Origin of the sequence: Ezakiella sp., from assembly GCF_034180565.1 — a bacterium.
In the GTDB taxonomy this organism is placed as follows: Bacteria; Bacillota; Clostridia; order Tissierellales; family Peptoniphilaceae; genus Ezakiella.
Genome location: NZ_JAXFOB010000017.1, coordinates 38,456 through 63,928, shown reverse-complemented (window position 1 = coordinate 63,928; position 25,473 = coordinate 38,456). Strand labels below are relative to the sequence as shown.

General features: G+C 38.6%; 22 protein-coding genes and 3 pseudogenes. 15 read left to right on the top strand and 10 right to left on the bottom strand.

Annotation, left to right across the window (positions count from 1 at the left end):
- From SPI61_RS03890 to guaA, 4 genes and pseudogenes are all read right to left on the bottom strand, one after another.
- A pseudogene (locus SPI61_RS03890) lies at positions 1-434 on the bottom strand (KilA-N domain-containing protein); the annotation flags it as partial.
- Positions 435-916: 482 nt separating this feature from the next.
- Positions 917-1,132: a helix-turn-helix transcriptional regulator gene (locus tag SPI61_RS03885; protein WP_321136804.1), complete on the bottom strand. Its 216-nt coding sequence runs from the start codon at positions 1,130-1,132 to the stop codon at positions 917-919.
- Positions 1,133-1,236: 104 nt separating this feature from the next.
- Positions 1,237-1,415, bottom strand: a pseudogene (locus SPI61_RS03880) (mobilization protein); the annotation flags it as partial.
- 270 nt (positions 1,416-1,685) lie between these two features.
- A complete protein-coding gene (guaA, locus tag SPI61_RS03875) occupies positions 1,686-3,209 on the bottom strand; it encodes a glutamine-hydrolyzing GMP synthase (RefSeq protein WP_321136803.1) in 1,524 nt (507 codons plus the stop codon).
- A 128-nt stretch (positions 3,210-3,337) separates the two neighbouring features.
- On the opposite strand from guaA, the gene SPI61_RS03870 reads away from it, so the two are divergent.
- The 9 genes from SPI61_RS03870 to SPI61_RS03830 all read left to right on the top strand — a co-directional run bounded on the left by SPI61_RS03870 (position 3,338) and on the right by SPI61_RS03830 (position 11,648).
- Positions 3,338-5,296 (top strand): YcdB/YcdC domain-containing protein, encoded by a 1,959-nt coding sequence (locus SPI61_RS03870; RefSeq protein ID WP_321136802.1) that lies wholly within the window; start codon positions 3,338-3,340, stop codon positions 5,294-5,296.
- A gap of 131 nt (positions 5,297-5,427) precedes the next feature.
- A complete protein-coding gene (locus SPI61_RS03865) occupies positions 5,428-6,423 on the top strand; it encodes a 3D domain-containing protein (protein ID WP_321136801.1) in 996 nt (331 codons plus the stop codon).
- Positions 6,424-6,501: 78 nt separating this feature from the next.
- The gene (locus SPI61_RS03860) at positions 6,502-6,774 is read left to right on the top strand and encodes a hypothetical protein (protein WP_321136800.1); all 273 of its coding nucleotides are present in this window, start codon (positions 6,502-6,504) and stop codon (positions 6,772-6,774) included.
- A gap of 97 nt (positions 6,775-6,871) precedes the next feature.
- The gene (locus tag SPI61_RS03855) at positions 6,872-7,657 is read left to right on the top strand and encodes a hypothetical protein (protein WP_321136799.1); all 786 of its coding nucleotides are present in this window, start codon (positions 6,872-6,874) and stop codon (positions 7,655-7,657) included.
- A complete protein-coding gene (locus SPI61_RS03850) occupies positions 7,632-8,318 on the top strand; it encodes a hypothetical protein (RefSeq protein WP_321136798.1) in 687 nt (228 codons plus the stop codon). The genes SPI61_RS03855 and SPI61_RS03850 overlap by 26 nt, the downstream gene beginning before the upstream one ends.
- A gap of 79 nt (positions 8,319-8,397) precedes the next feature.
- Positions 8,398-9,747 (top strand): aminotransferase class I/II-fold pyridoxal phosphate-dependent enzyme, encoded by a 1,350-nt coding sequence (locus SPI61_RS03845; RefSeq protein ID WP_321136797.1) that lies wholly within the window; start codon positions 8,398-8,400, stop codon positions 9,745-9,747.
- Positions 9,748-9,825: 78 nt separating this feature from the next.
- Positions 9,826-10,077: a GlsB/YeaQ/YmgE family stress response membrane protein gene (locus tag SPI61_RS03840; RefSeq protein ID WP_321136796.1), complete on the top strand. Its 252-nt coding sequence runs from the start codon at positions 9,826-9,828 to the stop codon at positions 10,075-10,077.
- A 3-nt stretch (positions 10,078-10,080) separates the two neighbouring features.
- Entirely contained in the window at positions 10,081-11,016 is a 936-nt protein-coding gene (gene pta / locus SPI61_RS03835) for a phosphate acetyltransferase (RefSeq protein ID WP_321136795.1), read from the top strand.
- Positions 11,017-11,096: 80 nt separating this feature from the next.
- Positions 11,097-11,648, top strand: coding sequence for a hypothetical protein (locus tag SPI61_RS03830; RefSeq protein ID WP_321136794.1), 552 nt, complete (start codon positions 11,097-11,099; stop codon positions 11,646-11,648).
- A 14-nt stretch (positions 11,649-11,662) separates the two neighbouring features.
- Here SPI61_RS03830 and SPI61_RS03825 read toward each other — a convergent pair whose 3' ends face one another.
- On the bottom strand, positions 11,663-11,962 hold the full coding sequence (locus tag SPI61_RS03825; protein ID WP_321136793.1) for a DUF898 family protein: 300 nt from the start codon (positions 11,960-11,962) through the stop codon (positions 11,663-11,665).
- A 59-nt stretch (positions 11,963-12,021) separates the two neighbouring features.
- On the opposite strand from SPI61_RS03825, the gene SPI61_RS03820 reads away from it, so the two are divergent.
- A complete protein-coding gene (locus tag SPI61_RS03820) occupies positions 12,022-12,759 on the top strand; it encodes an NAD-dependent protein deacylase (RefSeq protein WP_321136806.1) in 738 nt (245 codons plus the stop codon).
- Positions 12,760-12,821: 62 nt separating this feature from the next.
- Here SPI61_RS03820 and SPI61_RS03815 read toward each other — a convergent pair whose 3' ends face one another.
- The gene (locus SPI61_RS03815) at positions 12,822-13,262 is read right to left on the bottom strand and encodes a hypothetical protein (protein WP_321136792.1); all 441 of its coding nucleotides are present in this window, start codon (positions 13,260-13,262) and stop codon (positions 12,822-12,824) included.
- A gap of 115 nt (positions 13,263-13,377) precedes the next feature.
- Between SPI61_RS03815 and SPI61_RS03810 the strand changes: the two genes are divergently transcribed.
- The 5 genes and pseudogenes from SPI61_RS03810 to SPI61_RS03790 all read left to right on the top strand — a co-directional run bounded on the left by SPI61_RS03810 (position 13,378) and on the right by SPI61_RS03790 (position 17,820).
- Positions 13,378-14,076, top strand: a complete 699-nt coding sequence (locus tag SPI61_RS03810) for a zinc-ribbon domain-containing protein (protein ID WP_321136791.1) — start codon at positions 13,378-13,380, stop codon at positions 14,074-14,076.
- An 86-nt stretch (positions 14,077-14,162) separates the two neighbouring features.
- Entirely contained in the window at positions 14,163-14,540 is a 378-nt protein-coding gene (locus SPI61_RS03805) for a hypothetical protein (protein ID WP_321136790.1), read from the top strand.
- 12 nt (positions 14,541-14,552) lie between these two features.
- Entirely contained in the window at positions 14,553-15,848 is a 1,296-nt protein-coding gene (locus SPI61_RS03800; RefSeq protein ID WP_321136789.1) for an aldehyde dehydrogenase family protein, read from the top strand.
- Between the two features lie 68 nt (positions 15,849-15,916).
- Positions 15,917-17,401 (top strand): annotated as a pseudogene (locus SPI61_RS03795) (DNA methylase).
- Positions 17,398-17,820 (top strand): hypothetical protein, encoded by a 423-nt coding sequence (locus SPI61_RS03790; protein WP_321136788.1) that lies wholly within the window; start codon positions 17,398-17,400, stop codon positions 17,818-17,820. The pseudogene SPI61_RS03795 and the gene SPI61_RS03790 overlap by 4 nt, the downstream one beginning before the upstream one ends.
- Before the next feature lie 196 nt (positions 17,821-18,016).
- Here the strand turns inward: SPI61_RS03790 and SPI61_RS03785 are convergent, their stop codons facing one another.
- The 4 genes from SPI61_RS03785 to SPI61_RS03770 all read right to left on the bottom strand — a co-directional run bounded on the left by SPI61_RS03785 (position 18,017) and on the right by SPI61_RS03770 (position 24,960).
- Positions 18,017-19,294, bottom strand: a complete 1,278-nt coding sequence (locus SPI61_RS03785) for an SLC13 family permease (protein ID WP_321136787.1) — start codon at positions 19,292-19,294, stop codon at positions 18,017-18,019.
- Positions 19,295-19,395: 101 nt separating this feature from the next.
- Complete coding sequence (locus SPI61_RS03780) at positions 19,396-20,397, bottom strand: CAMP factor family pore-forming toxin (RefSeq protein WP_321136786.1); 1,002 nt, start codon at positions 20,395-20,397, stop codon at positions 19,396-19,398.
- Positions 20,398-20,412: 15 nt separating this feature from the next.
- Positions 20,413-22,098: a CAMP factor family pore-forming toxin gene (locus SPI61_RS03775; RefSeq protein ID WP_321136785.1), complete on the bottom strand. Its 1,686-nt coding sequence runs from the start codon at positions 22,096-22,098 to the stop codon at positions 20,413-20,415.
- Positions 22,099-22,149: 51 nt separating this feature from the next.
- Positions 22,150-24,960, bottom strand: a complete 2,811-nt coding sequence (locus SPI61_RS03770; protein ID WP_321136784.1) for a lectin like domain-containing protein — start codon at positions 24,958-24,960, stop codon at positions 22,150-22,152.
- Between the last annotated feature and the right edge of the window lie 513 nt (positions 24,961-25,473).

The following is a 25,473-nucleotide window of genomic DNA, read 5'->3' as shown; positions in this document are numbered from 1 at the left end:
TCTGACTTAAGTCTCTTATAGTCTTGAATAATATACAGCTTAAATTCTGGTGAAATCCATGATGCAAATTCCATCGCAAGATCATAATGCGCATAGGTTCCACCATATCTCCCAGACTTCTATATTATGCCAATAGCATTTGTAGAATCAATCCATTTTTGTGGTGTCATAGTGAATCTATTAAGTCCTGCCTCATTTCTAAACGTGTCGAATTGCACACGGTTAAAATTTGGATTATTTAAAACTTCCCACAATCCTATAAATTCAAGCGTATTCCTATTTCTCATCCAGTTTTGGATTACAAATCTTGGATCATATGTGTTTTAATATTTTGCTACAACCGTTAAGCTTATATAATCATTTTTAAAGTCTTCAGTATAAACTTGAATTGAAAATCCATTAGCAGAAATTTGCTCTTTATTTATTTTTGACAATTTACTCCCCCTTATACTAGTGTACTCCTTACAATAGTCATTATATAATCATTACTATAAGCAGCACACCAACTATTAATTTTTCGAGTTTTAAACTTTAGTAAAAATCTTGAACTACTTATATTTATATAACTATATATCTCTATCGCTATTATGACGCGAACCCCTCAAAAACATCCTATAGTAGTATTATTAATAATTGCAGACACTAGCTTTTCGATCTATTCCAGCGGATTGTTAATCACATTAACCGAAAAATTTATACTTTAGAAATTTATTTAGATACTTTTTAGCATTGTTATATTATTGTATCGTGTTCCATCCTTTAAAATAAATGCATCCGGTATTTCTCCCAATTTGTTAATCTTTTATATTTTTACCAAATGTTTTAAGTATTTGAACATAACTAAACTCTCCTGATTCAGAGTTACCAATCTGATATATATTACCTATTTTTTATTATTTCGTATCTATTCATTTAATTACCTTACATAATCCATAATATCTTCAACCTTACACTCAAGAACACAACAAATTTTTGCTATGGTTCCTAGGTCAATTCTTTTGACTTTATTATTACAATAAGAATTAAGTTGTGTCCTTTGAAGATTTGCTTCTTTTTCTAATTTGTTTTTGCTTATATTTTTTTCTTCTAAAACCTGGTCTATTTTAAAAATAATTTTCCCAAAGTTTTGCATAAATTTCTCTCCCTTGTCATTTTGAAAATCGGTATTTCATTTGAATATATTATATCATATTTTAAAAACTTCTTACAGGTCTAAGATATTTTATGGAAATAATTCTATTTAGTTCTGTTTAATAATAGGGAATGTATATCCCATATTTCTTTTGCCAATTTTTCTATTTTTTCTCTCATATAATCAATATCATTCTTGTAAATAACACCCGTTTTATTAGTTGCTTTTGCAATCGGTTTATATTATTTGTTACATTTAAAAGTAGCCATTGAAGATCTCTAAATAAATTAATCCTCATAATATGTAGGCAAAAAGACCGCAGCTTTTAACTACGGTCTGATTTTTTATCCAAATGTAAACCACTTGGAACTATTATTCAACTTATTCTTTTTTATTAATATTCCCATTTTAATACCAAAACGCTGTCTAATTTGCGAGATAAAACGGAATTATTTCGCGAAGTGCAGAATGTTTAGGAATGAGGCGTAGTTTCACCTACGCCGCAGTGACGAAAAAGTCGAACACTGCAAAAATTCGCAATTTTAACCACAAATTACTCCCATTCAATAGTTCCCGGCGGTTTACTGGTAATATCATACACCACCCTATTAACTTCCGGGACGCCGTTGATGATTCTTCGTTGTGCTTCGTCGAGGAATTCGTGGTCGAAAGGGTAGGCGTCGGCGGTCATGGCATCGGTCGTTCTTACGGCACGGATGGCGGCGAGGTAGGAGTAGGTTCTCTTGTCGCCTTGGACTCCGACGGTTTTGATGTCAGGAAGGACGGCGAATGCTTGCCAGATTTTTCCGTAGAGGTTGTATTCGTGGAGCATGTCGATGTAGATTTTGTCGACTCTTCTTAAGATGTCGAGTCTTTCTTCCGTGATTTCTCCGATGACTCTTATTGCGAGGCCCGGTCCAGGGAACGGGTGGCGGTCGACCATGTGGTCTGGAAGCCCCAGGAGTCTTCCGACTGTTCTAACTTCGTCTTTAAAGAGCATTCTTAGAGGTTCGACAAGTTCGAAGTCGACGTCTTCAGGAAGCCCTCCGACGTTGTGGTGCGATTTTATTACGTCGCCTTTTTTGAGTCCGCTTTCAACAACGTCAGGATAGATTGTTCCTTGTACGAGGAATTTTGCATCTTTTGCGTCTTTTTTCGCATCTTCAAATACGCGAATAAATTCTTCGCCGATGATTTTTCTCTTTTTTTCAGGTTCCGTTACACCTTTAAGTTTTTCAAGGAATCTGTCTTTTGCATCTATTTTTTTGAATTTTACGTTAAATTTTTCTTTGAATACTTTTTCAACTTCTTCAGCTTCGTTCATTCTAAGAAGTCCGTGGTCGACAAATATGCATGTCAATCGGTCGCCGATTGCTTTACTTACAAGCGCCGCCGCGACGGATGAGTCGACTCCGCCCGAGAGGCCCAAAATTGCGTTTCCGTCACCGATTTGTTCTTGTATTTCTTTGATGGATTTTTCGATGAAGTCTTCGCTCGACCAGTTCGGGGTGATTTTCGCTATTTTAAATAGGAAGTTTTTAAATATTTCCTGTTGATGTTCGGTGTTATTTACTTCCGGATGGAATTGGGTTGCATAGAGTTTTCTCGATTCGTCGGCAATGGCTGCGGTGTTGCAGTTTTTTGTCTTTGCAATCGGTTTAAATCCTTCAGGAAGTTTGTCGATGAAGTCGGTGTGGCTCATCCAAACTGCTCCGGATTTAAGTCCGTCAAAGAGAAGCGAGTCTTCGTAGTTTGCAATTGCTTTTCCGTATTCCGCTTCGGACGGGTCTGCTTTTTGTACGTTTCCTCCGAGCATGTAGCTCATGAGTTGCGCTCCGTAGCAGATTCCAAGAATCGGCACTCCGATTTCAAAAAGTTTTTCGTCAGGGTGTATTGCATCTTTTTCGTAGACGCTGTCCGGACCGCCGGTTAGTATTATGGCTTCCGGTTTTTCATTTTTTATTTCATCAATTGATGAATCGCCGGGCAATATTTTGCTGAAGACGCCGAGGTCTCTTACTCTTCGTGCGATGAGTTGCGAATATTGTCCTTTGAAGTCAAGTATTATTACGCTCATTTTTCCTCCTCTGATTTTTTATTCTATTCCTATTATACATTTTTTCGCACTCCTTTTTCAAGTTTTATTTATTATTATTTTAAATGATTGAATTGTGGGTATAATATATTAATAAGGGGGAAGTTTTTATGAAAATTTTATCAATTATTATTTCAATACTTATGGTGTTTTCATCGTTTGCAACTTTTGCAAAGGCTGAAGCTCCGACGGAAGATGAAAATGTGGATATATCCAAATATGTGATTAAGGCGAGAGAGATTTTCGGCGTAAGTATGGATTACGACGAGGTAAACAGCAGTGTAGGCGACAATTTTATTTCCATAAATTGGAATATGACAGACGATTACAGCATGAGCGAAAGGATTACTTTCGATTTTAACGAAAATGTTTTGAATTACCGTAAAAATCTTGACGATTACAAGAGATTCAACAGGACTCTCGTTTCGAGGGAAGACGCAATAAAGACGGCGGATGCGCTCGTGAAGAAGCTTTATCCGAAGAGCGAGCTCAAGTTTGAAAATTTGGAAGTCGCAGATTCAAATTATTGTTTGACATACAGACTTTATTCAAACGGTGTACGCGTTTACGGTGCAGTCGTTCAAATTTATTTGAATAAGGAAGACGGCAATTGCTACAATGTCGATTCGACCGATTTGATGCAAGCGTTTTTGAGATATGATGCGAAAGTCGACGTTTCGGGAATTAAGGGCGAAGGCGAAGCTTTTGAAGCTATAAAAAAGGCTTATCCTGCAAGACTTGATTTGCTGAAGTCCTTTGACGAAAAGTATGTTCCATTTTACACTTGGAACAGACGCCTCATCGTCGATGCGAAGGATTTTTCAAAGGTCAAGTATGACTATTGGATGGCGCTATACGGCGGAAACACAAAGGACGCAAGCGCCGAAGTCGAAAAAAGTTCGATGAGCGAAGGCGAAATTAAGGAAAAGGATAAGATTAAAAATTTGAAGACAAAAGAAGAAGCACTTGAAAAAGCTATTTCGTTTTTTAATCTCGACAAGAAAAAATTGCGCTCCGGAAATTTAAATCCGATTTATGGAACCGATTTTTACGATTACAGTTTTAACTTTAGAGACGACAATAAGGGTCAAAATTATTATTTTGCAAATGCAACAATCAAGGCTGACGATTTAATTCCTACTCAATTCTATACTTCGGACGGCAGAAACGAAGGAAGAAAAGCCGACGAGTCAAAAGTTGCACCTTGGGTAGAAAAGATTAAAAATGAGTTGCCGTTCTTTGATGAGTACAAAGAAATTCTTGATGATGACGATGAAGATGATGAGGGCTATCGTATAAGTAAGCATTTTATGAGAAAGTTCGGAGATTATTATGTGCCGGACGATTCAATTTATCTCACGTTTAACGCCGACGGACTTTCAAATTATTCTTTGACGAGAATTTGGGGCGACATTGAGCACGAAGACAAGAAGATTTCAAGTGACGACGCTTTCGAAAGACTGAAAGAAAGATTCGGATGCAGACTTTATATTTTGCCTGTAATTGATGAAAACAGAGAAAACATAAAGGAAACGAGACTTGTTTATGCAATCGACACGGGTATGAGATCTCAAAAGGTTCGCGCAACCGACGGCAAAATCGGATCTGACGACGAAAAGTATTTGACTTCTCCGAAGGGCGAAGAGGACGACGCAGAAGTTAAAGACGCCGTCATTTCAGGTTTCGGCGTTCTCGACGACAAGGCATACGACGACACTGCGACATACAGAGATCTTCTCTACAATCTTTCGTATCTTTTCTATGAAAATATGAACGAAAATACGGATGCGATGATGAAGAGATTTAAGGATTTAAAGATTTTCGACAAAGAAACTCTCGACGCACCTGTTTCTCGTGAAACTCTTGCAAAGGCTCTCGTCCTTAAAAAACTTTCATTAAAACCTGAGGACATAAGAACTGACGTTTTTAATGAAGATATAAAGGCGAAAGAAAAGGCATATCCGGCGCTTATGATTATGATTTCGGGCGATTTCAAGGATATGGACTTTGAAGAAAATGCAACTGTCCACGAAATGCTGAAGATGATTTCAAGTATTATTTTCAGATAGTTTCTGATTTTTAAGACTCACATTTATGTGGGTCTTTTTTGTTTTGAAGAAGTTTAATTGCATTTGATTTGACACGTATGTAAAAAAATGGTAAAATATTTTTGTTGTAGGTATAAAAGTAAGGAGGAGTTATGACTCGTAAATTTTTATATGGCATTCTGGTATGCCTTATGATTTTTTTCTCCGCAATAAAAGCAGATGCTAAAAGTTATAATATTACCGTGAATGGCAAAGAAAACAAAGTTGATTTGAAAGGAGAAGACGAACTTAAATCTTATTTTAAGAAGAATTTTCCCGATTATAGAATTACAAAAATCGACGACAAAACAGGAACGGTAAGCACGGAGGCGCTTATCGAAATAAATCTTATTGACGGAGAGACAAAAAAGACCGTCAAGGTGCCGAACAAAAATGTCGGTGCAATTATGAAGTATCTGGGAATAAAGCTCGGCAAAGACGATTTTGTTTTGCCTTCTGAAGACCAAATGCCTCAAGATGGAAAGATTACAGTTTTCAGAACCGTTGAAAAGATTACCGAAGCTTTGAAGGAAAAGCCTTTTGAAGTTTTGGAGCAAAATTCAACCGACCCGGCGCAAAAAGAAGATGTTGTGCTTAGGGAAGGCGTAAACGGTTTGAACAAGGTTTTCAAAAAAGAAAGATATGTAAACGGCGTTTTAAAGTCGAGCATCGTTGTCAAGGAAGAGGTTCTAAAAGAGCCGATTGACAAGATTGTCAAGGTGCCGATGAAGGGCGTCGAAGCGATTACAAGAAGCGCTACAAGAAGTTATGTCATGAATGCGACCGCATATGAAGCAGGTCCGCTCTCAACCGGAAAAAGACCGGGACAAAGAGGCTACGGCATCACCGCATCGGGCACAAGAGCAAGACGCGGCACAGTTGCTGTCGACAGAAGGGTCATCCCTCTCGGCACAAAGCTGTATGTAAAGAGTCTCGACCCGAATTATCCTGACTACGGTTACGCAATTGCCGAAGACACAGGCGGCGCAATCAAAGGAATGAGAATCGATTTATTTATGGATACTGTTTGGGAATGTTTCCAATTCGGAAGACGAAAAGTTAAAGTTTTTATTTTACCTGCAAGCACGCCTGACAGTTTGTTCAGATAATTACTACCCGAGTTTATGCTCGGGTTTTTGATTGAAGTTATTTATTTTAGGGTAAGAATATTTTATAGGAGGTATAATATGAACAGAGATAATAAAGTTATGTCAATTGTTTCAATTGTGCTCGGCATAGCTTCCATTTTATGGTATTTCGCCGAAGACACAAGATTTGTTCCGTTTGTGCTTGCTGCAATTGCACTCGTTGTTGCAATCATTGCATTCTTTAACAGCAAAAATGAACTCACCACTCCGGCACTCATAATCTCTATTGTGGGCATCGCTCTTACAAGCGCAAGATTTATCGGATGTGTCGCATGTGCAAGTTGCATTAATAACGGACTTGGCTCAATTTAGATAGAGTTTATATTCATGGAATCGAAATTAATTTTTCGATTCTTTTTTTTTGCAAAAATATGAAAAATTTGATATAATATTAAGAAGGTATTGATATATGAAGATAAAGACAAGTTCAAAACTAAATCTGTTTTTAAAAGTGATTTCAAAAAGAGATGACGGTTACCATGATATAAAAACAATTATGAGCGAGTTCGACTTCGGAGACGAGATTTTTATTTCAAAGAGCGCTTCCGACAGTTTTACTTCAAATATGGTTTCAACCGGTCCGAATCTTGTGGAGAAGACGCTTTTAAAGCTGCGTGAACATGTGCATGTTCCGAGTGTTTCAATCGAGCTAAAAAAAATGACCCCAATCGGTTCTGGCATGGGGACGGGTTCGTCCGATGCCGCCGAAACTCTAAAGGGGCTGAATGATTTTTTCAATCTTAAACTCGAGAGAAAAACTCTTTTAAATATCGCCTCCGAAATCGGGATGGACGTTCCCTTTTTCATCGACGGAAAGCTTGCACTTGCAACAAATAGAGGCGACGAGCTAAAAGCAATCGACGGCATTTTTAAAAAGGCGCTTGTCGTTATGGATGAACCTGTTATTTCTAAAAATATTTATACTCTTTTGGAGCCATCTGATTTTGATTCAGACGAACCGAACACACTTATTCTTCCGGTTTTAAGAAATTATCCGAAGGTGCGCGATTTTTATTTTCACCTTCAGATTATTGATAAAAACTTCAGAATGAGCGGTGCCGGGGGAGCATTTTTCCTAATTGGTGAAAATGATTATTTAAACCAAGTAAAAGATAAGGTGTCTGCAAAGTTGAAGATGATTGTGGATATCCGAGTACCTGAGGTGGGTTATGACGACTTTATTTTTAGTTCTTAAAATAATATTTGTCCTGTTTTATTTGGGTATTTTGTCGTATATGGCGAACTACTTTTTCAGAAAGTCCGGTTGGAGCAGGTTCTACTATATTTTGGGCGTGCTTGCGGTCATCGGAATAATTATCACGGGACAGGCGTTTATTGTGAGAGCTTACAATTATTTTTCCCCAAATGAGGCGCTGCCTTTAGTCCTTGGAATAAGCAGATTTTTGGTCGCACTTTTCTTTGTGATTGTGAATGTTCTCAGTTATTATATGTATATTGCATATTTCAACAAAAAGAGATATCAAAATCAACAAAATGTGGTTTGGATTTTGACCGTGCTTTCAATTATTTTAGTTGCACTCCCTCAAAACGACTACGCAAAAGATGTGCCGGGGCTTTTACTTCCAAGACTCAGAGTCATTCCGTCTATAATTTGCGGACTTTATATTTCGCTCATTCTTATGGTCGACTCATATTACAAAAGAAACGCACATTTTCAACACTACGCACTTTGCTTGTTTTTGCTGCAGCTCGTGCAAATCGTTAACAGCTATTTTTTAAAGGCGAAGGCGAAAACTGAATTTATTTACTATGCAATGATTTGTGTAATATTCATTGCAATGCTTACTATTTTTTATCGTGAACTATATAAGAAAAATGAGCTTGAACGATTCTAAAGCAGGATACTTTTCCACCCGAAGAGAAATTGGCCGGATTGTCCTGCTATTTTTGTCTTAATTTTTATTGGAGGTTTGTATGAAAAAAGAACTACTAAATTGCTTAATTGCAAAATCACAAAGAAAGAGAAATTGGTTCGTTATGCCAGGGCACAAAGGACGCGATTTCGGTTATTTAAAAGGACTTAACCTTTCCGCCGACACAACGGAAACATATGACACAGATAATTTAAACAACCCTGTTGACATCATTATGCGCTCACAGGAAAGAGCCGCCGAAATTTTCGGTGCAAAAAAGACCTACTATACCATCAACGGTACAAGCGGTGCAATGATTGCAGCAGTTACAGCCTTGACCCTTCCGGGCGATAAGATTTTGGTTTCGAGAAACTGTCACGTCTGCGTTTACAGAGCAGCCGCAATAAGAAGGCTCGAGCTCGACTACATTTTGCCGGAGGTAAAGGACACTGTCGACAGAAATGTAACGCCGGAAGAAGTTGAAAAAAGAATTATTGAAACCGACCCGAAACTCGTCATCGTGACAAATCCGACATTCTTCGGATACACGACCGATATTCAAAAAATCGTGGATATCTGCAACAAACACGGCGTCCTTCTAATCGTTGACGAAGCACACGGTGCACACTTCCCTTTCAGCGACAATCTGCCTCTTTCTGCAGTTCATGCGGGAGCAGACATCGTCGTTCACTCAACGCACAAAACGCTTTTGGGACTCACAAGCGCAAATATGATTCACGTTTGCTCCAACAGAGTTGACACCGAAGAACTTATGAGATGTATCACCACTTACCAAACGACATCTCCGAACTATTTAATAACCCTTTCAAACGAGCTCTCCGCCGCATTTATGACCGAAGGTGGAAAGGAAGTTTTGGAAGATAATATAAGATGGGCAAATGAAGCAGCCGACGAGATAAATAAAATCCCGGGACTCAGCTGTCTTAAAGACCCATGCAAAGATCCGCTGAAGATTATTGTGGACACGTCGAAACTCATAAACGGACGTGAGTTCGCAAAATATCTCTTTGACAAAAAGGATATGGACTCCGAAATGTGCGACGAAATGCACATCGACTTCTATGCGGGCATAGGTAATATTGAATCCGACTATCACGAACTCGTGCAAGCTCTAAAAGAAGCAGCCGCAGAAGTCGAACCGCATCCGGTGGTGCAAAATCCGCCGAAGATTCAAATACCTGAAGTGCAACTGGACATTTGCGATGCGCTTGATGCAGACTTCTATTTGGAAGACGTCGAAGATGCTGTCGGAAAAGTTTCAGTCGACTACATCATGCCGTATCCGCCGGGAATTCCACTAATTCTTCCGGGTGAAGTAATTACGGAAGATGCAATTCAATTTTTCGACAAACCGAAAATTAAAATCTTTAAAAAATCTCCGTTCTTTTAAAATCTTAACCGACACATCTGACTAAAAATTGTTTAAAGAAATGTGAAAAGGGTATAAAAAAGTGAGGAGGTACGAAATATGATTTATTCAATTATAATCGGTGCACTTGCAGGATGGCTTGCATCAATATTTATGAATAAGAATGCTGAAATGGGATGGCTAAAAAATATCATCGCAGGTATTTTGGGCGGAGCTGTCGGAAGATGGATCCTAGGCATGATTATCTCAAAGTCGGAAGGCGGAGTCATTTATGACTTACTTGCAGGCGTTATTGGTGCATGCATACTCATCGCAATCATAAATTTGATCACCGGAAAAAAAGGAAGGTAAGAAATGCTAATTGACGAACTAAAGAAAAAGCTCGAGGGTAAAAATGCTTCAATCATTTTGCCTGAAGGCGAAGACGAAAGAGTCAGAGAAGCTGCAAAAATTCTAAAAAAAGAAGGCATCATCGAGCCGATTGTTTTGACTGACGGAGAAGAAATCGAAGGCGTCACAACAATCAATGTTCACGACTATGACATCACTGAAATGGTCGATGCTTTTGTAGAAAGAAGAAAAGGAAAAATCGATGCGGAAGGCGCAAAGAAATTGGTTTTGGAAGATAAAAACTATTTCGGCACAATGCTCGTTTATATGAAAAAGGCAAGCGGACTTGTTTCCGGAGCATGCCACAGCACAGCAAACACTGTCAGACCTGCTCTTCAAATTATCAAAATGAAAAAACCGTATAAAAAGACAAGCGGCGTTTTCGTTATGATGAAGGGAACGGAAAGATATATTTTCACGGACTGCGCAATAAATATCGCTCCGACATCTGAAGATATCGCTGAAAATGCTATTATTTCATACGACACTGCAAAATCTTTCGGAATCGAAGAACCGAAAATTGCTCTTCTTTCATTCTCAACAAAAGGCAGCGCTTCATCCGAAGAAGTCGACAAGGTTGCAAACGCTTTGAAACTTATCAAAGAACAAGCACCTGAACTTGTGGTCGACGGCGAACTTCAATTTGACGCGGCATTTGTTCCGAAAGTCGGCGAAACAAAGGCAAAGGGTTCCCCTGTTGCAGGACACGCAAATGTATTTGTTTTCCCGAGCCTCGAAGCCGGAAATATCGGATACAAAATTGCTCAAAGAATGGGCGGATTCGAAGCAATCGGACCTATTCTTCAAGGACTCAATTCTCCGGTAAACGACCTTTCAAGAGGTTGCTCAACCGAAGATGTGGTTGCACTTTCGTATTTAACAGCTGCACAATCACTATAAAATTAAGCGGAGAGAAATCTCCGTTTTTTTGTTGCAATAATTGTGTCGTAAAATGGGTATATTAAAGGTGGAGGCAAGTTATGAGAGGAAATTTTAATGTTATTTACAATGGAATGGAATATTATGGAGGGCATCAAGAATGGCTCAAGAGTTTCGGCGTCAATGAGTTTTTCAGAAATCGCGCATGCGGTCTTGCCGCAATTTCAAATGTTGTTTATTACTACAGCGACGCTGAATATTGCGAGATTTTAAAGCTCGCATACAATATTATAAAGCCCTCTCTCGCCGGCATATACAGCGCAAAGAGACTCGAAAATGCGCTCAACGAAATTGCACTTTTATATGAACTTCCGCTTTCCACGGAAATTTTTAACCCCTATACATATGAGGGATTCAGATGGTATATAAATGATGTGATTAGAAGCGGCGGTTTTATTATAATGCTTAACTATAACAACCGAAACAAGGAGCTTTCGTATCATTGGGTCACAATAACCGGTGCAAAGGGCGACGTCATCACTACCTCGAACTGGGGCTCGAAGCTCAAATACAATCTGCGCGAGATTTGGAAGATGAAGGGGCTAATGCTAAAGCTCATCAAGGTGAATCTCGATGACAAACAAATAAAATAAAAAAGGCAAGCCTTTTAGCTTACCATTGTTGTGTGTCTTATTTTCCATTGACGGAGTTTTATAAATACCCAAAATCCGTAGATGCCGAATGTGATTAATGTGAAGAACCACCATTTAATCCAATTTCCGAAAAGTCCGGTTGCGGTTCCGTTGAATTCAAGTCTGTGTCCGTCGATATACGTGTTGTTGATTTGCCATTTATACAAAAGGCAAACAGCCCACGGATACATTATCCCGAAAGTTACAATTGTCAAAAGCGAGCCGACGATAATTCTTAGAACATAGTCCAAAAGACCACCTTTAAAATCTGACATAATAAATCCTCCCTTTTAAATATATTATAACATATTTTTTACAAATATAGAAAGGAGATATCATGAGTAAAATTGATGAATTAAAAAAGATTATAGACGAGTCCAAAAATATTGTTTTCTTCGGAGGTGCCGGCGTTTCGACCGAGTCGGGCATTCCGGACTTCAGAAGCAGCAACGGAGTTTTTTCGAAAATATTAAACTCAAATCTTGCGCCCGAACAAGTCGTGAGCCACACATACTACAAAAAAATTCCGAAAGAGTTTTTTGAATTCTACTTCAACAATATGGTCTTTCCGGATGCAAAGCCGAACGCTGCGCATATCGCGCTTGCAAAGCTCGAAGCCGAAGGAAAGGTTAAAGCCGTCGTCACGCAAAACATAGACGGACTGCACCAAATTGCGGGAAGTAAAACCGTTTATGAACTTCACGGCTCCGTTCACAGAAATTACTGTGAAAAGTGCCACAAGTTTTACAATCTCGAAGACGCGCTCAAAAAATACTACGAAGGCGGCATTCCGTTTTGCGACTGCGGCGGTGTCATAAAACCTGACGTCGTGCTTTATGAAGAAGCGCTTCCAAACGACATGATGTTCGGTGCAATCGACTCCATAAGTAAGGCGGACACTCTTATAATCGGCGGCACAAGCCTCGTCGTCTACCCTGCCGCAAGCTTTATAAACTACTTCAGAGGCAAACATCTTGTGGTGATAAATATGACGCCGACAATCGCCGACCGCGATGCCGATCTTGTCATCGACGAAAAAATCGGTGAAGTATTTAAAAAAGTTATGGAATAAAATTTATTCGTAAATTTTTATAATGCTTTCAATTATTTCGCGGGATTTTTCGTCCTCGATTTTTAAATAATCTCTAAACTTTTCAGGAACATCTTGTTCCTGAATTTTTTCATGAAAATCTTATCTTTAACCTCGTAAAATTCATATATATGATCTGAAATTCCGATGTCAAAAATATAATACTTGGAATCGTCAAAATAAAAGTTTCCTTGCGGCTCTCTTAAGCTTAAAAGTCCAACGATGCCCAAATACGGCACCGAAAGAACAAGTAGAATTGCGACAATTGCAAAAATAATTTTTAAATACATTCGTTTAAATTCGTTAATCATATAGCCTATTAAGATTGCATCTAAAATCGGAAGAAGCGCAAAAATAAAAACCGTAATTACATTATTTATAATTGGAATAAAATCTATTTTTAAAATAGTAATATATAGAATGACTTTTAAAATAAAGCTTGCCATTAGTATGGTTATTAATTTTTTCATTGAAATCTTATTCATACTGCACCTCATATAGATTATATCATATTTTATAATGTAATAATATATCGTGCTAATATATATTGAAAAGTTTTCAATATTATGTTATAATTAATTTATATGAAAGGAGAATACTATGATTTGTAAAAAATGCGGACAAGAACTCCCGAACGGTGCAAAATTCTGCACGAACTGTGGAGAAAAAATCGAAGAGACAAGCGAATTTAAAGTTTGCCCGAAATGCGGCGCAAAATGCAAAAAAGATGCAAAATTCTGTACAACTTGCGGATATGCTTTCGACGACAATGTAAACGTTGGTAGCGGCGACGGTAAAATCGAAGCGGCGATAAAGAAACCGTCAAACCAAAAAATCATCCAATATGTAGCTCTCGGAGTTTTAGGACTGCTCCTAATATTTGTATTGTTCAAAATGGGCTCCTGCATCTTCGGCGGTGGAAAACTCACTGAATCAAAAGCGGAAGACATAGTCGACGACTTTGTAGACGCACTTTTTGATTTTGATGTAAAGAAAATGGCAAAATACACAGTTTATGATCCGGATTCTCTCGAGCGAATAATCAGCGACGGGGATATGAGATCTCTAAACGCTCTAAAAAATTTGAAGGACACAATGGTTGACATAGACGTTGACGTTGATATCGTCCCCGGAACGCTCCAATTCTCCGACGACAAAAAAGAAGCCTGGGCGGACTTTGAAATGAAAATGGAATACAAAATGATGGGCGAAGAATACAAGGACTCCGACGTCTCAACCGTCAGATTCATAAAAAAGAATAACAAATGGCTAATCTCACTGTTTGAAAATATGTTTTAAAATTTACCGCAGTATGCGATTGCATATTGCGGTTTTTGTTTATGCGAACCGCGCGATTTGGGTATATATATAAAAGGAGGGATTCTATGCAATATTTTTGGATAATTTTACCGGCGATTTTGCCAATATTGATGATTATAAGAGGTGTGCTCGTTTTTCGAAGCAGATTAAATAAGGAGTTTTACGGAACGACAAAGAAAGACGGTTTTCATAAGGTGAGCGAGTTTACGCTGCCGACGGAGCTTCACAACGAAAAGAATATCGAAATTTCGAATTTGCTGCGCGGATATTGGACTCTCGTAAGCGGTCTCATACTGTTTGTTTGCTGGATGATTTATGCTTATGTGTTTACTTTTAATGTTCAAGCGAATTCAAACCTCGCTATTATAAGTGTGATTTCATTTGTCGTCGAACTTGTTATTAACGCAATTATCGTTAAACGCACAGCTCCGCATTTGGAGTAGTCGGGAGTTTTTATGAAGACAAAAGATATAAAAAATTTACTTATAGCGCTTGAAGATGAGATTGTTTTAAACGAAAGCGAAATTTCTCGAGCGCTTTTTTTGGACCTCGGGAAGTCGAGAGAAGAGGCAATCATGACGGAGACCGGCATGGTTTTAAAAGAGCTGCGCTCTATGATAAAAAATTTAAAGAGATATAGAAAACCGAAGCGAGTCAGAAATACAATTTTAAATTTCAGAAGCAAAAGTTTTATTTATCCTGAGCCGTGGGGCCACGTTTTAATCGTGTCACCTTGGAACTATCCTTTTAATCTCTCAATGATTCCTCTAATCGGCGCAATTGCCGCCGGAAACACGGTCACTTTAAAAACATCGTCGAAGTCCATAAACACGTCGCGCGTGATTAAAAAGATTGTGGAAGATGTTTTTCCGGATTATATTTGTCGTGTGATTTTCGGCGGTGAATCGAATGCGGAAGTTTTAAGCACAAAATTTGATTATATTTTTTTCACGGGCGGACTTGAAACCGGTCGACTTTTTTATGAGAAGGCGGCGCGCGATATGGTTCCCGTGACGCTTGAACTCGGCGGAAAGAGCCCCGCATTTCTTCTCGACTCTGCGGATCTCGATTTGGCAGCACGGCGCATCGCGTTCGGCAAGTTTTTAAATGCAGGGCAAACCTGTGTCGCCGTCGATTACTGCATGTGCCCTAGAGGAAAGGAGCGGGAGCTCAGGCTAAAAATTCTAAAATATGTGCGCGAATTTTATGGAGATAATCCGACAATTTCACGAAATCTCGGAAAGATTATTTCTGAAAATGATTACAGAAGACTTGTCGAAACACTCGAAAGTGAAGATGTGAAGTTTAAGAGGGACGACAGGAGACTCAAAATCGAACCGACAGTTGTTATAACCGATCTCAATTCTCCTTTAATGAGTCGTGAAATTTTCGGTCCGATTCTTCCGATCATTCCGTACGACTACAAGGAGAAAGCGCTCGACTATATAAAGAGTCAAAAAACGCCGCTCGCATTTTATATTTTCGGCTCCGAAAAAGAGGCGACTGAAATTGCGGGTCGTATGAAGTTCGGCGGCGCATCGATAAACGACACGATGAGTCATATGGTCGGCGACCTTCCTTTCGGAGGAATGGGCGAGTCCGGCATCGGAGCATATCACGGGGAATATACTTTTAAAACATTTGCCCGCGAAAAAAGTGTGCTTGTGAAAAAGAAATGGCCCGATTTTAATATGAGATATCCCGGAAAAACAAGTGTTGAACTCATTAAGAAAGTTTTTAAAATAAAATAACGATTTTAAATTGCACTCCTATGTTATTTTTATGAAATTTGTGTTATAATAACATAGGAGGGATTTTTATGGAAAGAAAATATCTTGCAATAGATTTAAAATCATTCTATGCATCGGTCGAATGCGTCGAAAGGGGGCTCGATCCTCTAAAGACAAATCTCGTCGTTGCGGATGAATCGAGAACTTCAAAGACAATCTGCCTTGCTGTTTCACCGTCTCTTAAAAGTCTCGGCGTGCCGGGGAGACCGCGCCTTTTTGAAGTGATTCGCGATGTGGATGAAATAAATAAAAATCGAAGATACAGGCTTAAACGCGAGTTCACCGGCTCTTCGGTCTTTATTGACGAGCTCAATAAAAATCCGGAACTTAAACTCGACTATATCATTGCCCCTCCGAGAATGTCGAAATACATTCACACCTCCACCGAAATTTACAAAGTGTACTTAAAATGGGTCAAACCCGAAGATATCCACGTCTACTCGATTGACGAGGTGTTCATAGACATAACCGACTATTTGAAGCTTTATGACGCCGATGCGGAGACGATTATTTCAAAAATTATTTTGGATATTTATAACACAACGGGCATCACAGCGACGGGCGGCGTCGGCACAAATCTCTATCTTGCGAAAGTCGCGATGGATATTTTGGCGAAACACAAAACTGCGAACGAACACGGAGTGCGCATTGCGATTTTAGACGAGATGAGCTATCGTCGTGAACTTTGGGGGCATATGCCGCTCACGGATTTTTGGCGTTTGGGAAAAGGCTACAGCCGTCGCCTTCAAAAATTCGGGCTCTTCACCATGGGCGATATTGCGCGCTTTTCAATCGGGAGTGCAGACAAGCTCTACAAGGAGTTCGGTGTGAATGCGGAGCTTTTAATCGACCACGCCTGGGGCTATGAGCCGTGCGAAATTTCCGACATAAAATCATATCGCCCGCAAAAAAGAAGCATTTCGAGCGGACAAGTTCTGCCGGAGCCGACAGTTTTTAACGATGCGCTCACGATTATAAAGGAGATGGCGGAAGCGGTTTCCTATGACTTGGTCTCCGAAAATCTCGTCACGAAAAAACTCACACTCACCGTAAAATATGACACGAGTAATCTTGAAAATCACGGACAAATTTACACGGGCGAGAAAAAGACGGATTCGTACGGAAGAATGGCACCGAAGGATTCGCACGGCACCATAAATCTCGACTTCAACACTTCTTCTACAAGAATTTTGCGAGAAAAAACGGAGGAGCTTTTCAGAAAAATCGTAGACCCGACTCTATATGTACGAAAGATGTATATTGTCGCATGTGACATTGTAAAAAAAGGAAGCGCTGACGACTCAGGCGTCATAAATCAGCTAAATCTTTTCAGCGCGTTCGATAAAAAAGACACCTTGCTCGACGAAAAACTTAAAAAGGAAGAAAAGGTCCAAAAAGCGATGCTCTAGATAAAGAAAAAATACGGAAAAAATTCCGTTTTAAAGGGTATGAATCTCTTAGAAGGCGCAAGGCAGATGGAGAGAAACTGCGAAATCGGAGGACATCGGTCATGACGGAAAATTACGACGATATTATAAATCTTGCGCGCCCGGAAACGAAAAACAGAGAGCATATGTCGAGATTAAATCGTGCAGCACAATTTGCGCCTTTTGCCGCCCTCACGGGATATGCCGCCGCTGTTTCGGAGACGGGACGGCTCACCGAAAAGAAGCGCGTGCTTTCAAGCGACGAAATTGCAATTTTGGAGCGCAGGATAAATTTTTTGATTGAAAATGAGATAAATGAAAGAATAAAAATAAAATATTTTAAGAAAGACGAAATAAAATCCGGCGGAAAATATTTGGAAATCGAAGACAAATTTAAGAAATTTGACGATATAAATCTGATTTTAGCTCTCGAGTCGGGACTTAGAATAAATTTTCGGGACTTATATTATATCGGTCCCGAAGAAATTTTTGAGAAAGAGCTTTAATGCGAAAAATATGTAAAATTTTTTGAAAATATAAATCTTTGCAGCATTAAAAATTTAATTAAGAAAATATTTTATAAAGAGGCTATAAAAATAGAAGTCTCTTTTTTATTTTAAATGCTACTTGCGAATTTACTCTCTCCAACTCAATAAAATACCCCCTCGTCATTTTACCGACAAAGAGGGTATTCTTACATAATTATTTATAGATAAACCAAACGAGTATATATCCCACAAAAACCGCCGTAAGTGTAAACGGCACACTCATTTGCATAAATTCCTTGTTTGAAACAGCGTGTCCGTTTTCTCGAAGTATTCCCAAAGAGGCGATGTTTGCAGATGCGCCGATCGGAGTGATGTTTCCCCCGAGTGTCGCTCCGCTTAAAAGTCCGAAATAAAAAACGGTCATATCAAACGGCACCTGTGCAGAAATGACGAAAAGCACCGGAAGCATTGTCGCAATATACGGGATGTTGTCGACAAATGCGCTTATTAAAACGCTGCCCCAAACGATTGCCGTGTATAATAGAAACGGTTTGTCCGATAGTTTTACGAAAAGTTTTGCAACTTCGTCGATAACTCCGGCATTTTCAATGCCCGAAATTATTATAAAGAGTCCAGCGAGAAGAAGAAGCGTGTTGTAGTCGATTTCGCTTATAACGCGCTTTATAACCGCCTTGTCCTTGTATCTCAAAAGATAATATATAATTCCTACAAGAGCAAGCGAGACGCAGATTAGCCCGTTTAAAATCGGAATCTTTTTATCCGAAGGGATAAATGATGCTGCAATCAATAGCACTAGCATTGCAATTAAAAGATATGTCGGGACCATGTCCTTAACTTTTGTCACTTCAATTTTGTCAACTTTACCCTTTAGATTTCGCACGGCAATATAGATACAAATCGTCGAAATGAGCGCAGAGATTTGCACTATAAAAAACATTCCCATCTTTCCGTTGTATACAAAGAAATCAAAGAAAGTCATGTCGAGTGCGCTACCGAGAAGGATCGACGAGGTATCGCCGACAAGAGTTGCGGCGCCTTGAAGATTTGACGAAATTGAAATCGCAATAATCATTTTTACCGGCGAGATATTGAGTTTTTTAGCTAGACTTATCGCAACCGGTGCAATCATAAGCACTGTCGCAACATTGTCGATAAATGCGCTCACAACGCCCGCAAAGAGCGATAGCACGATTATTATGAGTCGGATGTCTTTGAATCTGTTTATAATTAAATCGGCGAGTCTTGTCGGCATCAAGCTTTCCGAAAAGAGGGAAACAAGTCCCATAGTACCCGCAATCATTAAAAGTACGTTATAGTCAATTACACTTAGGACCGACTTTATCGGTACGATGTTTAAAACAACAAAAATCAGTGCGCTTATGCCAACGACAAGCGGTCTATGATTTACAAATTTTATCATAAATATATATGTCAATATAAAAAGCACACTTGCAATGATTAATTTATCCATAATTTCCTCCGTATACGAGTATTATACATCAATTACCTTAAAATAGAAAGAAAAATAAGACCCACAAATGTGAGTCTTATTTTATATATTCTGTAATTAAATTACATTCTTGGTCCCATGTTTAAGATCATTCTGATAGAATCGATCATTTCTTGAACTTTGTTGCTTGATGGTCTGATTGACATGATGAGTTTGTATGATGCGTCGATAACGTCGCCCAATTCTTTTCTCTTATCTCCTTGTCTTCTTGCCTTCTTAGCAGCACGTCTCATTTCTTTGAGGTCTTCGATTTCTGTCTTTGTTGCTCTGTGGTCTGTTTGAAGTTGTGAATAAGCTTTACCTACAGCTGCGTCAAGCATGTCTTCTGCTTGGTAAATTTCTGCAACTGTTCTTTGTGGTTGAAGTCTGATTCTTGTAACTTCTCTGATAACCTTGTTGAGTTCGTCCAATACATAATCCGGAGCTTCTTTGAGGTCGTTCATGTAGAGGAATCTTGCTTTGTGAAGTTTAGCATCGAGGTCTGTTCTTACATAGAGGTTTGCTGTATCGTTTTGTGTTAAATCAGGATATCCGATTAACTTTGCTTTCAAAGCTTCGAATTCAGCCATGTAAGCTTTCATGTCGTCAACTGTGTGGAATGGGCTTACTGCAATTACGAGTCCTTGGAAAACGTATTCAGCGATTTCTACGTGTGCTTGGTCAACTTTATATCTTAAAGCTGTTGTAGCAAATCTCATAGCTACGCAAAGTCTTCCAACGAGCATCAATCTTTGTGGGATTGAAGATAGGTCGTAGATTTGTGAGAATCCAAGTCCCATACCTTGTGCTTCGAATGATTTTTCAATGCTTACTTCGAGTTCATCTGTCTTTTCGTCGAAGTTGTTAAGCATCTTAACGTTTTCTTTGTTGTGCGGTGTCAATTGTTTTGCTTCTGATTTAACTGCTTGAACCTTTCTTTTGTATGTTTCAAGGTCGTTGATTGTCAGATCTTCTTCTACTTCCGGAGCGTCGTCATCGATGAGAGCTGCGTTTGTCACTGTAGGTAGTAAACTACCGACTGCCATAAATCCTGCTAATGTGATTGATAAAAACTTTTTATTCATAATTTTCTCCTTTTATTATTTGAAGCTGAAGTTGTGTTCTTCAACTATGTTTCCAATGCGAACCTTTGCATTGAAGTCCTTTGTCCATACGCCGAAGTTGAATCCGTTAAATTTAACAGATGCTGTTCCATTTTGCATATAAACAGTTCTTGTGATTGTCTTCTTTCCGTTTGAAACATCGAATCTTACATATCCTCTGTAAGGATTTCCGTTGTTTGTAGCTTCTACTTCAACTGTAAAGATTCCTGCTTTTCTTTCTGAGTTTGTGATGTTAACGATTCTGATATCGTTTTCAGGAGCTTTTTCTGTAACTTCTACAAGAATAGATCCCATTTTTCCGTTATTGCTGTGTGCAAAGATGTTAACTTTTCCAGGTCTCTTTGCTTCTACAAGTCCTGTATATTTGTCAACAACTGCGATTGTTTCGTTTTCTGAGGTGTAAGTTAAATCCTTGTTGATTGCTTCTGTAGGGAATACAAGTGTCTTTGAAGAAACATCAACTGAACTTCCTTCTTCAACCTTTACCTTATCAACTACGAAGTCAACGCTTGTTACTTCCGTCTTGTCATTTGAGATAGGTGGTAAGTCTTCGTCACCAGGTGTCGGGTCCATATCAAATGCATAGTTGTTTCCTGTTGGTTGAAGCGGTGGCATACCGTCCATATATCCACCCGGTTCTACAATGTAGAGTGTGAATGTTGCTTTTACGTTGTTGTCTTTTGCGATACAAATAACTTCAACTGAACCTGTTTTTTCAGGAATGATTTCTCCTGCACTTACTCTAGCAATGTAAGGATTTGATGTATACATGATAACATCTTTATTCTTTACTTCATGTGGGAAAATAACAGGTCTGATTCTTGTCTTTTTGTCAAGAGCGATATATCCTGCTTCACCTTCCATGAATTCGATTCTTTCAACTCTGATCTTAGGTCCTGTGATAACTTCCATTTGTTCGTGAACTTTTGCGATTTGAGCGTCGAGTTCGCCGCAAGTTACGTCAACTCTCCACCACATGCGTTGTCCTTCTTTGATTGCTTCAAGAAGCGGTTTTGCTCTGAATTGTTTTGTGATTTGGTTACAGCTGTTGTAAACGCGTCTAGCTTCTCTAAGTTCTCTGTTGAAAGCTGCTTTCTTATAGATTGTAGCAATATCTTCAGGTCTTAAATCAGGATATGCAAGCAATTCTTCTTGAAGTGGTTCAAATCTGTCGATATATTCCATGATTTGTCCTTCACTTGCAAATGGATTGAGTACATATAGAATACCTGTTAATATATATTCTGTAATCTTTGTGTGTGCTGCAACAACTTTGTTTGATAATTCTGTTGTTGCAAATCTGATTGCACGTCCAATTCTGATTAATAATTGAACTCTTACCGGGATAGTTGTGAGATCATAAACTGAATCTCCTAATCCAACTGCTCCATTAACTCTTTCTTCGCTTACTTCGAGTTCCCTGTTAATGCTGTCTGCTGCTTCGTGATACTTGTCAAGAATGTCTTTTTCGTCTTCGTTTGAAGGTTCGATGTCTTGAACGCTTGCGACAGCTGTCTTAACATCTGACTTCAAATCCGAGACTTCTAAAAGAAATCTGTCTTTTTCAGAATCTGCTTTAGCAATATTTCCTAGCGGACTCATTGTTGTTAATACCATCATTATAGCTAGTACGAATGATAGTACGGACTTATAATTTTTCATAAGTTCTCCTCCTCATAGTAAATTTATATAAATGGCAGTGCCAATTATAACCTATTTGTATCCGAATCTAATTTCTTCCGAAACATCTCCGATTGTAAGTGTTGCCTCAAAATCCTTTCTCCATACGCCGAATGCGAATCCTGTATATGTCTTTTCGAATTTTCCGTCTTTGAATTTAACTTCATGTTCTTGAACATGGTCTCCACTTACAACTCTGATAATAGCCTTTCCGTTGTACGGCATTCCATCTCCGAGTGCTTCAGCGTAGATGTGGAAGACACCTGCTTTTCTTTCAGGTGAATTATAGAAACGTGTGATTTCTATAAACTTCGGTGCTTCTTCATGATTTTGTTCCTTAGATTCAAAGAATTTAATAGTCTTTTCTTTGTCTCTGATTTTTAATGTTGCAGTGAAATTTTCTCTCCATACTCCGATTTGTCCACCGTGGTATTTCGATTCAAGCTTACCTGCGTTGAAGTACAATTTTCTTTCAATTGTTTTATCTTCAGCTGTGACGATAAGGTCTGCCGGTCCGTTGTATGGCATTCCGTTTACAGTTGCTTCAGCATAAATTCTGAAGATTCCGCCCTTACGTTCAGTGTTTCTCAAACTTGTAATTTCGATTACTTGTTTGCTGTAATCAGGAACAACTTTTGCCTTAAATACAGTTTTAAGATTGTTGTCCGTCATAACAGTTATATTTGCAGAGCCCACCTTGTGTGCTACCAAAATTCCGTCAGGTCTTGCTTCAACAACATCCGGTCTGTCCGAATAATATATGAAGTTTCTCTTTGCGGTTTCAGGGAAAACACCTACATAAGGCTCAACATTGAATTCTGTTCCTTCTGTGATAAGCTCGGATTGCTTTTTCATAAATAGTGTCATCGCAACACTTGGGTCTCTTTCCGGTCTGATTGGGTCCGGTTCTTTGTCGTCAGGAACGACACCCGGATCAGGTTCCGGTTCCGGCTCAGGTTCAGGTTCGTAATCGTTCATTCCGACTTCTTCGATTTGTTGTCTTCCCGGAACTCTGATTCCCGGATTTACAACTTGTACATTAAATCTTGTAACGATTTCGCCGCCCTTTGTTTTAATGTAAACATTTGTGTTTCCTGTATTAACCGGATATAAAACTCCGCCTTCTTTAAATACTGCAATATTCTTGTCATCTGTTCCGAATTCAAGTTCTACTTCAGCATCTGCCGGGTCGATTGTATATCTTAAAAGACCCTTCTTATCTATATGGATAAATCCTTGGCTTCCGATATCAAATGTAATATTTCTAACCTTGACTTCTCCATCGATTGTAATATCTGTGTCGTGGTCATCAACTTCGTCCAAATCCTTTTCAGGAACTTCATCGCCCGTTGTTGTTATAGCCTTGATACAGAAGTTTGCATTTGGCAAATTACCTGTAAGGTCTGACCAACCGTCTCCAACTCTTGAGAAATATGATTGACCCGGAGCTGCAACAGCTTTTGATGAATATCCGCCGATTCTTGTTTCAATAGGAAGCGGGGTGTTGTTTTTGGACTTTGTTGAGTTCATATAAACAATAACTGCAAATTGTTCGCCTTCATTTAACTGAACAGGGTCAATTGGAACTGTGTAGTATCCAGGATATAGGAAACTTCCCGATGCAACTTTAACTCTTTCATTCGAAAGTTGGCTTGTTCTTTCAACATTTCTTACAACATAGATTTCGTAATCTGTTTGGTTTGCAACGTTGAAAAGACCTACTTCGTGTAAAAGTTCCTTATATTGTGCCGTGAAAATATTTGCCATATAACCTTCGCCCTTAAATCCAACAGATCTTGTTGCTCCAAGCGGGTCATATTGGTGAATAATTCCTCTTAAATCCTTTTTCTTAGGAATAAATACCGTCGGGCTCTTACCTACAAATGCATCATAGTATGATACATAATAATAACCTGAGTCCATATATTTTGATCCCCATGAGTTCTTACAAATCCAAGCTCCATTTCCAGGTGCTCTTTGTGTAAAAGCCGTTGAAGGATATGTGTCGTCCCAACCTACAATCGTTACAGCGTGGTTTGCTGTTCCTCTTCCCGGATTGTACATTGTGAATGTTTTTTTATTTTCGTAATATGAGGATGAATTTATTGTCGTATAAACTCCACCATATTCACTGATTGCCCATTTAAGATTATCGACTTCGTTGATGTTTGTTACATCCGGAAGATAAATAACCTTATCCATATCAAGTTGTCTTCTTAGTCCTTTCGGTGAAACCGTTATAACCGGATCATACGGGTCGTCGTCTTCTGCGATAGGTCCCTTTCCGCTTGCAAGATATGCGGCAGCCATATCACGGTTGCCTCCCTTTTCAGCGCTCCAGTCAAATCCGTGCATATTTCTTAAATGCTTTTCACTGAAATCGAATTTACCTTTCTTTTGTCTAAGAAGAATTGATTCCATTGAACCGTAAGTAGCAAATGCCCAACATGAACCGTTAGGGCCTTGGTCTCTTACCGGTGAAACCATTCCAAACTTTCTTAAGTCAAACTTTGAAGGATAACCGTTTCCCGCAACCGGATTCAATGACATAGTTCTCATTTGAAGCGGTGCACTTTGACTTTCAATCTTAAGCGGTGATACTGTAAGACCGTCTTCCAAATCGTATTCGTTTGGATTAAAGTCCTCATTTATCTCGCTTAATTCCAACTCGGCCTCTTCCTCAGGGCCTTCCTCCTCAATTGTCGTTCTAGCGATTTCTTCATTTAATATATCGTCGTAGATTACATTTTCATCCGCTTTCGTTACTGATAGCGGTGTTAAAAGTGGAACTACCATTAATATAGTAAGAAGAAGTACCAGAACTTTTACATTTTTCTTTACCATTGTTCCTCCTCTCGCTGTCGTCTTTGCGACATCCTTTCCTAAATAAATTTATATAGTCACATTTTGACAATGATTTCTTTTGGGTTTTAAAAGTTGATAACATTTTATCACATTTATGTTGTTTGAGCAAATCTTTAGTATTTTTATAAGTATCGTAATTAATTTCAGTTTTTTTTACTATGTGATTGAAAACACTTTGTTTTCTAATATTTTCATAATACCAACCTATCTTTTTCTTAATTATACCATTAAAAACTATAAAAATCAACAGATTACAAAAAAATTAAGAAAAAAAATTGTTAATTTATCTATAAAAAACATTGAATGCATTGATATTACTTGTTTTTAGCATAAATATTAAATTTTCGCAACATTTGTATTTGTATTGTAATGAAAAGAAAAATCTGCTATAATTAATTTAGAGTTGTTTTAATTAGAAAATTTGTTCTTAAAATAAAAAAATCCAAATAATTTTTATCTAAGAACAAACAAAAAGATGATTTTCTAAAAACG